The organism is Variovorax sp. J2P1-31, assembly GCF_030317215.1.
Classification (GTDB): Bacteria; Pseudomonadota; Gammaproteobacteria; order Burkholderiales; family Burkholderiaceae_C; genus Variovorax.
Map to the genome: position 1 here is coordinate 1,222,863 of NZ_JASZYA010000001.1, position 13,640 is coordinate 1,236,502.

The window sequence follows — 13,640 nt, forward strand, 5'->3', positions numbered from 1 at the left end:
TTTCCAAGTAGAAACGCCCGCTTGCGCAGGCGTCGGGGGACTTTGTGGCTATCTCGCCGATAGCGATCAGGAAGCCTTGGCGGTGGGCTGGGCCTGGCCGAGCGCGATCTTCAGCAGGTCGGCCACGGTGTTGGCGTTGAGTTTTTCCATGATGTTGGCGCGGTGCGCCTCGACCGTCTTGATGCTGATGCCGAGGTCGTCGGCGATCTGCTTGTTCAGGCGGCCGGCGACGATGCGCTCGAGCACCTGGGCCTCGCGGCCGGTGAGCTTGGACAGCAGCGCGTCGCGGCTGGCCGACTGCTGGTGCTGGGCGAAGGCGCCGCGCGCATGTTCGAGCATGCGCTCGACCAGCGAGACCAGTTCGTCCTCGTTGAAGGGCTTCTGGATGAAGTCCATCGCGCCCTTCTTCATCGAGTCGACCGCCATCGGCACGTCGCCGTGGCCGGTGATGACCATGATCGGCAGCGGCGAGCGCCGTTCGATCAGGCGGTCCTGCAGCTCGATGCCCGACATTCCGCCCATGCGGATGTCCACGATCAGGCAGGCCACCTCGCGCGGGTCGTAGCGGGACAGGAATGACTCTGCGGAGTCGAAGCAGCGGACGCGGTAGTCCTTGCCTTCGAGCAACCATTGCAGCGAGTCACGCACGGCTTCGTCGTCATCGACGACATAGACCGTGCCCTTCTTCGGAATCAAACTCATGCGGGTACCTTTGCCTCGTCGTTTGCTACGGAACTGCTAGCGTCCATCACCGGAATCCAGAAGGAAAAACGGCATCCGACCACGTCCGGACCATTGTAGATGTTCTCCGCCTGCATCCGGCCGCGATGCGACTCGACGATGGTGCGGCACAGGTTCAGGCCGATGCCCATGCCCTCGGGCTTGGTCGAGAAGAAGGCTTCGTAGAGGCGGTCCATGACCTCGGGCGCCAGGCCCATGCCGGTGTCCTGCACGGAAAATTCGATGGTGTTCTGGCCGTCGATGACCTTGGGCAGCACCCGCAATTCGACGCTGCGGCGCGCCAGCGGACGCTGGGCCAGGTCGATCGATTCGGCCGCGTTCTTCAGCAGGTTGACCATCACCTGCTCGATCAGGATCGGGTCGACCCGCACGATCGGCAGCCGCGCCGCCACGTAGTGGTTGAGCCGCACGTTGCGCCGGCGCAGCTCGATGCCCGCGAGCTCGACCGCTTCGCTCACCATGGTGGCGACCTCGGCCGGCGTGCGGTTGGGCTCGCTGCGCTTCACGAAGGAGCGGATGCGCTGGATGATCTGGCCCGCGCGCTGGGCCTGCTTGGCGGTCTTCTCGAGCGCCGCCAGCAGCGCGTCGTTGTCGATCGACTGCCCCTTGATGCGCGACATCATGCCGTTGCAGTAGTTGGTGATCGCGGTCAGCGGCTGGTTGAGTTCGTGCGCCACGCTCGAGGCCATCTCGCCCATGGTGATCAGCCGGCTCGACGCATGGGCGCGGTCGGCCTGCGCCGCCGCCTGCTCCTCGGCGTCGCGCCGCGGCGTGATGTCGGTGGCGATCACCAACTGCGCGAGGCGGCCGTCGACCCAGGTCAGGTAGCGCGAGCGCACCTCGAGCCACTTGCCCAGCTCGGGCACGAAGATCTCGTTGTTGGCGGGCTGGGCCGTGGTGAGGGTGTCGATGGGCAGGCCGGCAAAGGGGTCGACGTCGTCCAGTTCCTCGTCGTGCGCGGCCGAGGCCGGCACGCCGGCCTGCGCCACCATGCCCAGGTGGCCCACGGTGTCGGAGCCGAACCAGAGCCGGTAGAGCTTGTTGGCGAACAGCAGCTCCTCGCTGCCGATCGGCGCCACCGACACGGCCGCATCCAGCGCCTCGAGCACCGTGGTGAAGCGCTCGTACGAGGCCGACAGCTGCTCGCGGATGCGCGTGGGCTCGGTGATGTCGGTCATCGAGGTCATCCAGCCGGTCTGGTGGCCGCGGGCGTCGATCAGCGGCGAGACGTAGAGCCGGGCGTTGAAGATGCTGCTGTTCTTGCGCTTGACCCGCACCTGGAAGCCGCCGGGCAGGGCGCGGCCGTGCAGCTCTTCCTCGAGCCGCTCGTTCATCACTTCGCGGTCGGACTCCAGCCAGTAGGGGAAGGGCGGCGTCTGGCCGACCAGTTCGGCTTCGCTCCAGCCGGTCATGGCGCAGAAGGCGGCGTTGACGTAGGTGATGCGGCCTTCGAGGTCGAGCACGCGCATGCCGGTCAGCATGGAGTTCTCCATCGCGCGCCGGAAGTTGGTTTCGGCGACCAGCGCCTGCTGCGCCTGCAGCCGCTTGCGCGTGTGGCGCCAGGTGCCGATCAGCATCCAGGCCGTGAGCACGCTGAGCGCGCCGACCAGCCAGAACAGGCCGTTGCCCACCAGGCCCGGCGAGGTCCGGTAAGCCTGGGCGCGCAGCATCATGGCGTTGCCGATGGGCGAGACCGGCACCTCGTAGTCGTTGGTGTGCTCGATCCAGGGCAGCAGCCGGGTGCCGGCCTCGCGCGGGTTGACCGTGTTGCCGGCCAGCAGCCCGCCCTTGGCGTCGAGCAGCGCCACTGCGTAGCGCGCGCTGACCTCGGGCGGCACGCCGTAGCGCAGCAGGCTGTCGACCGAGAACTCGCCCAGCACCATGCCGGCGAACAAGCCCTGGTCGAACAGGGGGATATGCAGCTGCAGCATGCCGGGCGGCTCGCCACCGGCCACGGGTTGCGAGAACACCGGCTGGCGCAGTTCGCGGGCCAGCGCGTAGTTGCTCTCGATGTCGCCGGGCCGCAGCACTTCTTCCAGCGCATGCTGCTGCGCCGGCGGCACGCCGGGGGCCGCGTAATTGGCCTTGAAGCGCCGACGGTCATCGATCCAGCTGATGGCCTGCAACTCGGGATACTGGCTGATCAGGGACTCGGCGCGGCTGGTGAATTCGGCCGCGTCGATCTCGCGGTTCGAGGCATCGCGGGCGATGCGCATCAGCTGCTCCTGGCGCTCGAGCAGGCGCAGCCGCAGGCGCTGCTGCGCGTACTCGACGTCGCGCTTGACCGACTCCTGCTCGCGTTCGATCTCCTCGGCGCGCAGGTACCAGAAGGCGCAGACGATGGCCGCGAGGAACAGCATCACGGCCGCCAGGGGCGCGAGCATCGCCACGGTGTCCTGCAGCACCGGCGTCTGGCGCTTCCACCAACGCCGCCACCAGGAAAGGGGCGACGATTTGACGGCGCTGCGAGCGGCGGCGAGCGGGCTGAAGAAAGGCATCTCTCGAGTGTAGGGGAACCCCTAGTGACAGCGATGCGGTGGGTTCATGAAAAGCGTTCAGACTGGCAGCGGCGTGCCGCCCGGCGCGATCGCCGTGAACACAAGTTATTTCACATTAAGAAAAGACAAAACACCATTTGAAATTTGACCTGTTCTGTGCGACATTTCCGCCCAGTTTCAGATCCACAGCCACGCCCACAAGGAGACAAGCATGTCGGCAACCCCCGAGAGAGCATTCGGCTCGGCCGCGAACGACGCGGATGCGCAGGAAACCCGTGAATGGATGGACGCGCTGTCCGCCGTCATCCAGAGCGAAGGCCCCGAACGGGCGCATTTCCTGCTCGAACAGCTGCTCGAACATGCGCGGCAGAACAGCATCGACAAGCCCTTCTCGGCCAACACCGCCTATGTCAACACGCTCGAGACCGACCAGGAAGAGCGTTCGCCGGGCAATGCCGAGATCGAGGAGCGCCTGCGCTCCTACATGCGCTGGAACGCGATGGCGATGGTGGTCAAGGCCAACCGCCTGCACCCGGCCGACGGCGGCGACCTGGGCGGCCACATCGGCTCCTTCGCCTCGCTCGCGACCATGTTCGGCGCCGGCTTCAACCACTTCTGGCGCGCCGAGAGCGAAGGCCACGGCGGTGACTGCCTCTACATCCAGGGCCACGTGTCGCCCGGCATCTACGCGCGCGCCTTCCTCGAAGGCCGGCTGAGCGAAGAGCAGCTGCTGAACTTCCGCCAGGAAGTCGACGGCAAGGGCCTGTCGAGCTATCCGCACCCGAAGCTGATGCCCGAGTTCTGGCAGTTCCCGACCGTGTCGATGGGCCTGGGCCCGCTGATGGCGATCTACCAGGCGCGCTTCCTCAAGTACCTGCATGCCCGCGGCATCGCCAACACCGAGAACCGCAAGGTCTGGGTGTTCTGCGGCGACGGCGAGATGGACGAGGTCGAGTCGCTGGGCGCCATCGGCCTGGCCGCGCGCGAGAACCTCGACAACCTGATCTTCGTGATCAACTGCAACCTGCAGCGCCTCGACGGCCCGGTGCGCGGCAACGGCAAGATCATCCAGGAACTGGAAAGCGAATTCCGCGGTGCCGGCTGGAACGTGCTCAAGCTGATCTGGGGCTCCAACTGGGACCCGCTGCTGGCGCGCGACAAGGACGGCGCGCTGCGCAAGCTGATGATGGAGACGAACGACGGCGATTACCAGTCGTTCAAGGCCAACGACGGCGCCTACGTGCGCAAGAACTTCTTCGGCCGTGACCCGCGCACGCTCGAGATGGTCAGCAAGATGAGCGACGACGACATCTGGCAGCTGCGCCGCGGCGGCCACGATGCGCAGAAGGTCTTCGCGGCCTTCGACTCGGCCGTCAAGCACAAGGGCCAGCCCACGGTGCTGCTGGTGAAGACCGTCAAGGGCTTCGGCATGGGCAAGATCGGCGAAGGCAAGAACAACGTCCACCAGACCAAGAAACTGGCCGACGAGGACATCAAGCTCTTCCGCGACCGCTTCAACATCCCGATCCCGGACAGCCAGCTGGCCGAGATCCCCTTCTACAAGCCGGCCGACGACACGCCGGAAATGCAGTACCTGCACGAGCGCCGCAAGGCGCTGGGTGGCTACCTGCCGCACCGCCGCGTGAAGGCCGACGAGAGCTTCACCGTGCCGGCGCTCGAGACCTTCAAGGCCGTGCTCGAGCCCACGGCCGAAGGCCGCGAGATCTCGACCACGCAAGCCTACGTGCGCTTCCTCACGCAGCTGCTGCGCGACCAGGCGCTGGGCCCGCGCGTGGTGCCGATCCTGGTCGACGAGGCCCGGACCTTCGGCATGGAAGGGCTGTTCCGCCAGATCGGCATCTACAACCCGCACGGTCAGCAGTACACCCCGGTCGACAAGGACCAGGTCATGTACTACAAGGAAGACAAGGCCGGCCAGATCCTGCAGGAAGGCATCAACGAAGCCGGCGGCATGTCGAGCTGGATCGCGGCCGCCACCTCGTACTCGACGAATAACCGCATCATGGTGCCGTTCTACGTCTACTACTCGATGTTCGGCTTCCAGCGCATCGGCGACCTGGCCTGGGCGGCCGGCGACATGCAGGCCCGCGGCTTCCTGCTGGGCGGCACCTCGGGGCGCACCACGCTCAACGGCGAAGGCCTGCAGCACGAAGACGGCCACAGCCACATCCTGGCCAACACGATTCCGAACTGCGTGAGCTACGACCCGACCTTCGCGCACGAAGTCGGCGTGATCCTGCACCACGGCCTGAAGCGCATGGTCGAGAAGCAGGACAACGTCTACTACTACCTGACGCTGCTCAACGAGAACTACGCGATGCCCGGCCTGCAGCCCGGCACCGAAGAGCAGATCCTCAAGGGCATGTACCTGAGCAAGCAGGCGCCGGTGGTGAAACCTGCCAAGGGCAGCAAGGAAGCGCCGAGCGTGCAGCTGCTGGGCAGCGGCACCATCCTGCGCGAGAGCTTCGCCGCTCAAGAGTTGCTGGAGAAGGACTGGGGCGTGAGCGCGGGCGTCTGGAGCTGCCCGAGCTTCAACGAACTCACGCGCGACGGCCAGGACGCCGAGCGCTGGAACCTGCTGCACCCGACCGAGGAACAGCGCGTGTCCTTCGTGGGCCAGCAGCTGGCCGCGAGCACCGGCCCGGTGGTGGCATCGACCGACTACATGAAGGCCTATGCCGAGCAGATCCGTCCCTTCATCCCGAAGGGCCGGACCTACAAGGTGCTGGGCACCGATGGCTTCGGCCGCAGCGACTTCCGCAGCAAGCTGCGCGAGCACTTCGAGATCAACCGCCACTTCATCGTGGTGGCCGCGCTCAAGGCCCTGGCCGAGGATGGCGTGCTGCCCGCGACCAAGGTCGCCGAGGCGATCAAGAAGTACGGCATCGATGCCGACAAGGCCAACCCGCTCTACGCGTAAACCAACCCGAACAACCGACGCGCCCGACGGGCGGGAGACAACGATATGGCAGCAGTGGATGTGAAAGTGCCGGACATCGGCGATTTCGATGAAGTCGCGGTGATCGAGGTGCTGGTGAAAGTGGGCGACACGGTGAAAGCCGAGCAGTCGCTGATCACGGTGGAATCGGACAAGGCTTCGATGGAGATTCCGTCGTCGACGGCCGGTGTCGTCAAGGAGATCAAGGTCGCGGTGGGCGACAAGGTCAAGGAAGGCTCGGTCGTGCTGGTGGTGGAAGCCGAAGGCGCGGGCGAGGCCGCGGCGCCGGCCCCGGCCCCGGCGGCCGCGGCGCCTGCCCCTGCGGCGGCGGCCCCCGCGCCGGCCGTCGCACCGGCGCCCGCCGCATCGGCCGGCCCGGTCGACGTCAAGGTGCCCGACATCGGCGACTTCAAGGACGTCTCGGTGATCGAGCTGCTGGTCAAGCCCGGCGACACGATCGCGGCCGACCAGTCGCTGATCACGGTGGAATCGGACAAGGCCTCGATGGAGATCCCGTCGTCGGCGGCCGGCGTGCTCAAGGAGCTCAAGGTCAAGATCGGCGACGTCGTGAACATCGGCGACCTGATCGCGGTGCTCGAAGGCGCGGCGGGCGCGGCACCGGCGCCCGCGCCGGCGGCCGCTCCTGCGCCCGCAGCCGCTGCGGCAGCACCCGCCGCGGCCACGGCTTCGGCCCCCGCGCCGGCGTCATCGGCCCCTGCGCCGGCGGCGCACAACCCGACCACGGCGCCCACCGGCAGCCTGCCGCACGCCTCGCCCTCGATCCGCAAGTTCGCGCGCGAGCTCGGCGTGCCGCTGGAAGAGGTCAAGGGTTCGGGCCCGAAGGGCCGGATCACGCAGGAAGACATCCAGGCCTTCACCAAGGCCGTGATGAGCGGTGCGGCCAGCACCAAGGCGGCGGCCGCGAAGGCCCCGGCCGGTGGTGGCGGCGACGGTGCCGCGCTGGGCCTGATCCCCTGGCCCAAGGTCGACTTCACCAAGTTCGGCACGGTCGAACGCAAGGAGCTGTCGCGCATCAAGAAGCTCAGCGGCGCGAACCTGCACCGCAACTGGGTGATGATCCCGCACGTCACCAACAACGACGAGGCCGACATCACCGCGCTGGAAGCCTTCCGCGTGGCGACCAACAAGGAGAACGAGAAGTCGGGCGTGAAGGTCACGATGCTGGCCTTCGTGATCAAGGCGGTGGTCTCGGCGCTGAAGAAATTCCCCGAGTTCAACGCCAGCCTGGACGGCGACACGCTGGTCTACAAGCAGTACTACAACGTCGGCTTCGCGGCCGACACGCCCAACGGGCTGGTGGTGCCGGTGCTCAAGGATGCCGACAAGAAGGGCATCCTGCAGATCAGCCAGGAGATGGGCGAACTCGCCAAGAAGGCGCGCGACGGCAAGCTCGGCGGCGCCGACATGCAGGGTGGCTGCTTCTCGATCAGCTCGCTCGGCGGCATCGGCGGCACGCACTTCACGCCCATCATCAATGCACCCGAAGTCGCGATCCTGGGCCTGTCGAAGAGCGCGATGAAGCCGGTGTGGGACGGCAAGCAGTTCGTGCCGCAGCTCACGCTGCCGCTGTCGCTGTCGTACGACCACCGCGTGATCGACGGCGCCTCGGCTGCGCGCTTCAACGCCTACCTCGGCCAAGTGTTGGCGGACTTCCGCCGCGTGCTGCTCTGAGAACAAGGAACCCGAGATGAGTGAACAACAGATCAAGGTTCCGGACATCGGCGACTTCGACGAGGTCGCGGTGATCGAGGTGCTGGTGAAGGTGGGCGACACGGTCAAGGCCGAGCAGTCGCTGATCACCGTGGAGTCGGACAAGGCTTCGATGGAGATCCCGTCCTCGGCCGCGGGCACGGTCAAGGCCGTGGCCGTGAAGATCGGCGACAAGGTCAAGCAGGGGTCGGTGGTGCTGACGCTGGAGGTGGCGGAAGGTGCCGCGGCGGCGCCTGCGGCTGCGCCCGCGCCGGCCGCCGCTGCGCCTGCGAAGGCTGCCGAGCCCCCACCCCAACCCTCTGCCAGCGGGGGAGGGAGCAAGCCCATGCCGGTGTCGAACTACGGCGGCCAGGTCGATGTCGAGTGCGACGTGGTCGTGCTCGGCGCCGGCCCGGGCGGCTACTCCGCCGCCTTCCGCGCGGCCGACCTCGGCCTCAAGGTGGTGCTGATCGAGCGCTACGCCACCCTGGGCGGCGTCTGCCTCAACGTGGGCTGCATCCCGTCGAAGGCGCTGCTGCACGTGGCTTCGGTGATGGACGAGGTCAAGCACTTCGCCGACCTGGGCGTGGACTTCGGCGCGCCGACCATCGACCGCGCCAAGCTGCTGGGCCACAAGAACAAGGTGGTGGGCAAGCTCACCGGCGGCCTCACGGCCATGGCCAAGATGCGCAAGGTGACGGTGGTGCGCGGCGTGGGCAGCTTCATCGACGCGAACCACCTCGAGGTCGACGAGACCTCGGGCACGGGCTGGGACACCAGCGGCAAGAAGCAGGTCGTGAAGTTCCGCAACGCGATCATCGCGGCCGGTTCGCAGTCCGTGAGCCTGCCCTTCATGCCCAAGGACGACCCGCGCATCGTGGACTCGACCGGCGCGCTGGAGATGGGCGTCGAGCCCAAGCGCATGCTGATCCTGGGTGGAGGCATCATCGGTCTGGAAATGGGCACGGTGTATTCGTCGCTGGGCGCGCGCCTGGACGTGGTCGAGATGCTCGACGGCCTGATGCAGGGCGCCGACCGCGACCTGGTCAAGGTCTGGCAGAAGATGAACGCGCCGCGCTTCGACAACATCATGCTGAAGACCAAGACCGTGGGCGCCGAGGCGACCAAGGACGGCATCAAGGTCACCTTCGAAGGCGAGAACGCGCCCAAGGAGCCGCAGCTGTACGACCTGGTGCTGCAGGCGGTGGGCCGCAGCCCCAACGGCAAGAAGATCGGCGCCGAGAAGGCCGGCGTGACAGTGACCGACCGCGGCTTCATCCCGGTCGACATCCAGATGCGCACCAACGTGCCCAACATCTTCGCCATCGGCGACATCGTGGGCCAGCCCATGCTGGCGCACAAGGCGGTGCACGAGGCGCATGTGGCGGCCGAGGTCATCGCGGGCGAGCAGAAGGGCGACAAGGAGCTCTCGAGCGCGGCCTTCAACGCCCGCGTGATCCCGAGCGTGGCCTACACCGATCCCGAGGTGGCCTGGGTCGGCCTCACCGAGGACCAGGCCAAGGCCGAGGGCATCAAGGTCAAGAAGGGCCACTTCCCGTGGAGCGCCTCGGGCCGGGCGATCGCCAACGGCCGCGACGAGGGCTTCACCAAGCTGCTGTTCGACGCCGAGACCCATCGCATCCTGGGTGGCGGCATCGTCGGCACCCACGCGGGCGACATGCTGGGCGAGATCGCGCTGGCCATCGAGATGGGCGCCGACGAGATCGACATCGGCAAGACCATCCACCCGCACCCCACGCTGGGCGAAAGCATCGGCATGGCGGCGGAAGTCGCGCACGGCACCTGCACCGACCTGCCGCCGGCCAAGCGCTGAGCGCTGAGCGGCGCGCCCGGCCTGCACGAAGAATCCCGCCGCCGGCGGGATTTTTTATGGGTGCGCGGGCGATACCACCGAGCGAGCGCTCCTGCTCCGTCGCGATGAACGCCATCGCCCCTCCACGCCATCCGCCGCGGCCCGCCCGCGCCATCGAGGTTCGTATCCAAGCCCTGCTCGACACCATCGCCCGCATGGAGCGGCCCACCGACGCCGCCCGCATCTTCCACGGGCGCGGCGGCCTGCACCCGGGCTGCGAAGACTGGGCGCTCGACGCCTTTGCGCCCGTGCTGCTGCTGACCTGCTTCCGGCCCGTGAGCGACGCGGAACTGGCCACCGTCGGCGAGGCGCTGGCCGCGCGCTGGCGGCAGCTCGATGCCGGCCCCCTGAACTGGGTTCTGCAGACGCGCGAAGGGGGCGGGCAGACCGAGACGCGGCTGATGGCCGGCGAAGTGCCCGAGGTGCACGAAGTGACGGAGCAGGGCACGCGCTACCGCGTCCACCTGCTGCAGGGGCAGAACCACGGCCTGTTCCTGGACATGGCCGCGGGCCGCCAGTGGACACGCGCGCATGTCGCGCAGCGCGCGGCCGCCAACGCCGCGGCACGCGCGGCGGGCGGCTGGGCGCCGAGCCTGAAGGTGCTCAACCTCTTCGCCTACACCTGCGCCTTCTCGGTGGTCGCGCTGCAGGCCGGCGCGGACCAGGTGCTGAACATGGACATGAGCAGCCGCGCGCTGGCCGTCGGCCAGCAGAACCACCGGCTCAATGGCGTGCTGAAGGGGGCGAGCTTCCTCGGCCACGACATCTTCAAGAGCTGGGGCCGCATCGGCCGCGCCGGGCCCTACGACCTGGTGATCGCCGATCCGCCGAGCTACCAGAAGGGCAGCTTCGTCGCCACCAAGGACTACGCCCGGCTGCTGCGGCGTCTGCCGGAGCTGCTCGCGCCCGAGGGCCGTGTGCTGCTGTGCCTCAACGCGCCGGAACTGGGACCGGACTTCCTGCAGGCGCAGGTGGAGGCCTCGGCGCCGTCGCTGGCCTTCGTCGAGCGGCTGGCCAATCCCCCGGCGTTCGCCGATGCGGCGCCCGATCGGGCGCTCAAGGTGCTGCTCTACCGCGCGGGCTGAGCCCGTCGCCCCATGAAAAAACCCGCCGGCGGCGGGTTCCTTCATGGGAGAGCGGTGGGGGCGCCGGCCTTACTTGCCGGAAATGGCCGCCGTGGTCTCGGTTTGCGCTTCCTGGACCCGGCGGGCGCCGTCGAAGCGGCGTTGCCAGTAGCTGCCGTTCATGTCCTCGACCCGGACCTGGGCGCCGCTGCGCGGCGAATGGATGAACTTGCCTTCGCCGACATAGATGCCCACATGGCTGAAGGCGCGGCGCATGGTGTTGAAGAACACCAGGTCGCCGGGCTTGAGTTCGCTGCGGTCGATCTTCTCGGTGGCGGCGGCCTGTTCCTCGGCGCGGCGCGGCAGCAGGTGGCCGACGGTCTGGTTGTACATCGCGCGCACGAAGCCGCTGCAGTCGAAGCCGGTCTCGGCCGAGTTGCCGCCGCGGCGGTAGGGCACGCCCAGGAAGCCCACGGCCGTGACCACCAGGTCGGAGGTGCGGTCGACGACCGTCTGGCTGACGTGCTGGATGTGGCCCATCAGGCCCTTGTCCGTCAGCATGCGCTCCATGTCGTCCGAGCGGTCCTGCGGTGGGGCGGCGTGGGCCGCACTGGCCAACAGGAGGGAGGCGAGTAGGAGTGGAATTCGCATGGGCTCGTAGGATGGGGATGACAGCATGCGCCGTCAAATTCAGACGAAGTCGCGATTCTGCATGCAAATGGCTGTGGCGATTGGGGTTTTCGGCTTTTTTGGCCGACAAAAATGTAACGATGGACGCTCGGCGCGCCCTTGTGCGGTCGGCAGTACCTCTAAGGTTTTCGTATCTATGCGCAGCGCCCTCAAGGAGTCCCCGATGCATCCGAAGCAAAAAATTCCGGTCCTGAGCCTGCTGCCCGGCCTGCTGGCGCTGGCCGCCACCGGGGCCCTGGCCCAGTCCGAGGTCCGGGCGGAGCGCGTGGCCGCGGGCCTGCAGAACCCCTGGGCCGTGGCCTTCCTGCCCGAGGGGCGCTTTCTCGTCACCGAAAAGGCCGGGCGGATGCGCGTGGTCGGCGCCGACGGCCAGGTCGGCGCGCCGCTGGCCGGCCTGCCCGCCATCGCGGCCGGCGGGCAGGGCGGCCTGCTCGACGTGGTGACCGACAGCGGCTTCGCCGGCAACCGCACCGTCTATTTCTGCTTCTCCGAGCCCGAAGTCGGCGGCTCGGCCAACAGCACAGCGGTGGCTCGCGCGCAGCTGTCGGCCGACGGCGCCCGGCTCGAGGGCACGAAGGTGATCTTCAGCCAGCGGCCCAAGGTGGCGAGCAGCGCCCATTTCGGCTGCCGCATCGTCGAGGCCCGCGACGGCACGCTGTTCGTCACGCTGGGCGACCGCTTCAGCCGCAAGGAGGACGCGCAGAAACTGGACAACCACCTGGGCAAGGTGGTCCGGATCCAGAAGGACGGCATGGTGCCGCGCGACAACCCCTTCGTGAGCCGCGCGGGCGCGCTGCCCGAGATCTGGAGCTACGGCCACCGCAACGGCCAGGGTGCCACGCTGGCGCCCGACGGCCGCTTCTGGATGCACGAGCACGGCCCGCAGGGCGGCGACGAGATCAACGTGCCGCAGGCTGGCAGGAACCACGGCTGGCCCGTGATCACCTACGGCGAGAACTACGGCGGCGGCAAGATCGGCGACGGGCTGACGGCCAAGGAAGGCATGGAGCAGCCGCTGCACTACTGGGTGCCCTCGATCGCGCCCTCGGGCATGGCCTTCCTCACCAGCGACCGTTACGGCGCGGCGTGGAAGGGCAACCTGTTCGTCGGCTCGCTCAAGTTCGGCTACCTCGACCGCATCGAGCTCAAGGACGGCAAGGTGGTGGCCGAGCACAAGCTGCTGGAGGAAGGCCGGGCGCGCATCCGCGACGTGCGCCAGGGTCCCGACGGCTGGCTCTATGTGCTGACCGACGAGGCCGACGGCAAGCTGCTGCGCCTGCGGCCGCGCTGAGCCCCGGGCTCAGGGGGCGCAGCGCGGCAGCGGCAGGGCCGGCAGCAGCGCGGTCCAGAGCCGGCGCCACGGCGCCCAGTCGTGGCCCCCCTCGGTGGTGAGCACATGGTCGGCCGGCAGCACCTCGGCCAGCAGGCCGTCGGGGGCCGCGAAGCGGTCGGCCCGGCCGTAGCCCAGCCACAGCGGCGGCAGCGTATTCGTTGCGGGCGATGCGTAGCCCTGGAGCGCCGTCCACAAGGCCGTTTCGCGCCGCAGGCGGTCGTTGCCCGGCGGCACCGGCGCCGGCTGCCAGTGGCGCAGGCCGCCGGCCTTCGCCACCTCCTCGGCCATCGCCGGCTCGCCCAGGTAGGGCGCGAGCGCCACCAGGCCGGCGATCTCGCCGGGCCGTTCCTGGGCATAGACCAGTCCGCCGAAACCGCCCAGCGAGATGCCGACGAGCCAGATCGCGCGATAGCCGCGGGCCCGGGCCGGCGCGATCACGTCCTGCCGCAGGCGTTCGACGAAGGTGCCTTTCTCGTAATAGCCCAGGTGCGCATCGACGCGCAGCACGTCGACCGCGAGCCGCTGGTCCTGCACCGCGCGCACGAAGCCCTCGCGCTGGAACTCGTCGGGGTGCGAGTACACGCCGGGCAGCAGCACGAGCAGCGTGTCGGGGCGCAGCGCGCAGTTGCTGGGGTCGCTCAGGGTGTAGAGCGGCGCATCGGCCGAGCGCAGGCTGGCGCAACCGGCCAGCAGGCCGAGGGCGAGGATCGTGGCGAGCGGGCGGAAGCGCTTCATGGAGGATGGCGCGGGGGTCTGTCGACACCCCCCGCGA

General features: G+C 68.3%; 9 protein-coding genes. 5 read left to right on the top strand and 4 right to left on the bottom strand.

The window, feature by feature from the left end:
- Positions 1–66: 66 nt before the first annotated feature.
- Together QTI20_RS05630 and QTI20_RS05635 are read right to left on the bottom strand one after the other, a co-directional pair.
- Positions 67–702 (bottom strand): response regulator transcription factor, encoded by a 636-nt coding sequence (locus QTI20_RS05630; RefSeq protein ID WP_183027591.1) that lies wholly within the window; start codon positions 700–702, stop codon positions 67–69.
- Complete coding sequence (locus tag QTI20_RS05635) at positions 699–3,239, bottom strand: PAS domain S-box protein (RefSeq protein WP_286549460.1); 2,541 nt, start codon at positions 3,237–3,239, stop codon at positions 699–701. The genes QTI20_RS05630 and QTI20_RS05635 overlap by 4 nt, the downstream gene beginning before the upstream one ends.
- A gap of 211 nt (positions 3,240–3,450) precedes the next feature.
- Here QTI20_RS05635 and aceE point away from each other — a divergent pair, with 211 nt between their 5' ends.
- The 4 genes from aceE (at position 3,451) to QTI20_RS05655 (ending at position 10,866) form a co-directional block, all read left to right on the top strand.
- On the top strand, positions 3,451–6,180 hold the full coding sequence (gene aceE / locus QTI20_RS05640) for a pyruvate dehydrogenase (acetyl-transferring), homodimeric type (protein ID WP_286549458.1): 2,730 nt from the start codon (positions 3,451–3,453) through the stop codon (positions 6,178–6,180).
- Positions 6,181–6,225: 45 nt separating this feature from the next.
- Positions 6,226–7,890, top strand: coding sequence for a dihydrolipoyllysine-residue acetyltransferase (gene aceF, locus QTI20_RS05645; RefSeq protein WP_286549455.1), 1,665 nt, complete (start codon positions 6,226–6,228; stop codon positions 7,888–7,890).
- A 16-nt stretch (positions 7,891–7,906) separates the two neighbouring features.
- Positions 7,907–9,742, top strand: coding sequence for a dihydrolipoyl dehydrogenase (gene lpdA, locus QTI20_RS05650; protein ID WP_286549454.1), 1,836 nt, complete (start codon positions 7,907–7,909; stop codon positions 9,740–9,742).
- A 164-nt stretch (positions 9,743–9,906) separates the two neighbouring features.
- Positions 9,907–10,866 (top strand): class I SAM-dependent methyltransferase, encoded by a 960-nt coding sequence (locus QTI20_RS05655; protein ID WP_286550983.1) that lies wholly within the window; start codon positions 9,907–9,909, stop codon positions 10,864–10,866.
- Positions 10,867–10,935: 69 nt separating this feature from the next.
- On the opposite strand, the gene QTI20_RS05660 is transcribed toward QTI20_RS05655, so the two are convergent.
- Entirely contained in the window at positions 10,936–11,496 is a 561-nt protein-coding gene (locus QTI20_RS05660; RefSeq protein ID WP_219216609.1) for a C40 family peptidase, read from the bottom strand.
- 202 nt (positions 11,497–11,698) lie between these two features.
- On the opposite strand from QTI20_RS05660, the gene QTI20_RS05665 reads away from it, so the two are divergent.
- Positions 11,699–12,826, top strand: a complete 1,128-nt coding sequence (locus QTI20_RS05665; protein ID WP_286549451.1) for a PQQ-dependent sugar dehydrogenase — start codon at positions 11,699–11,701, stop codon at positions 12,824–12,826.
- A 9-nt stretch (positions 12,827–12,835) separates the two neighbouring features.
- Here QTI20_RS05665 and QTI20_RS05670 read toward each other — a convergent pair whose 3' ends face one another.
- Positions 12,836–13,603: an alpha/beta fold hydrolase gene (locus QTI20_RS05670; RefSeq protein WP_286549449.1), complete on the bottom strand. Its 768-nt coding sequence runs from the start codon at positions 13,601–13,603 to the stop codon at positions 12,836–12,838.
- Positions 13,604–13,640 lie beyond the last annotated feature (37 nt).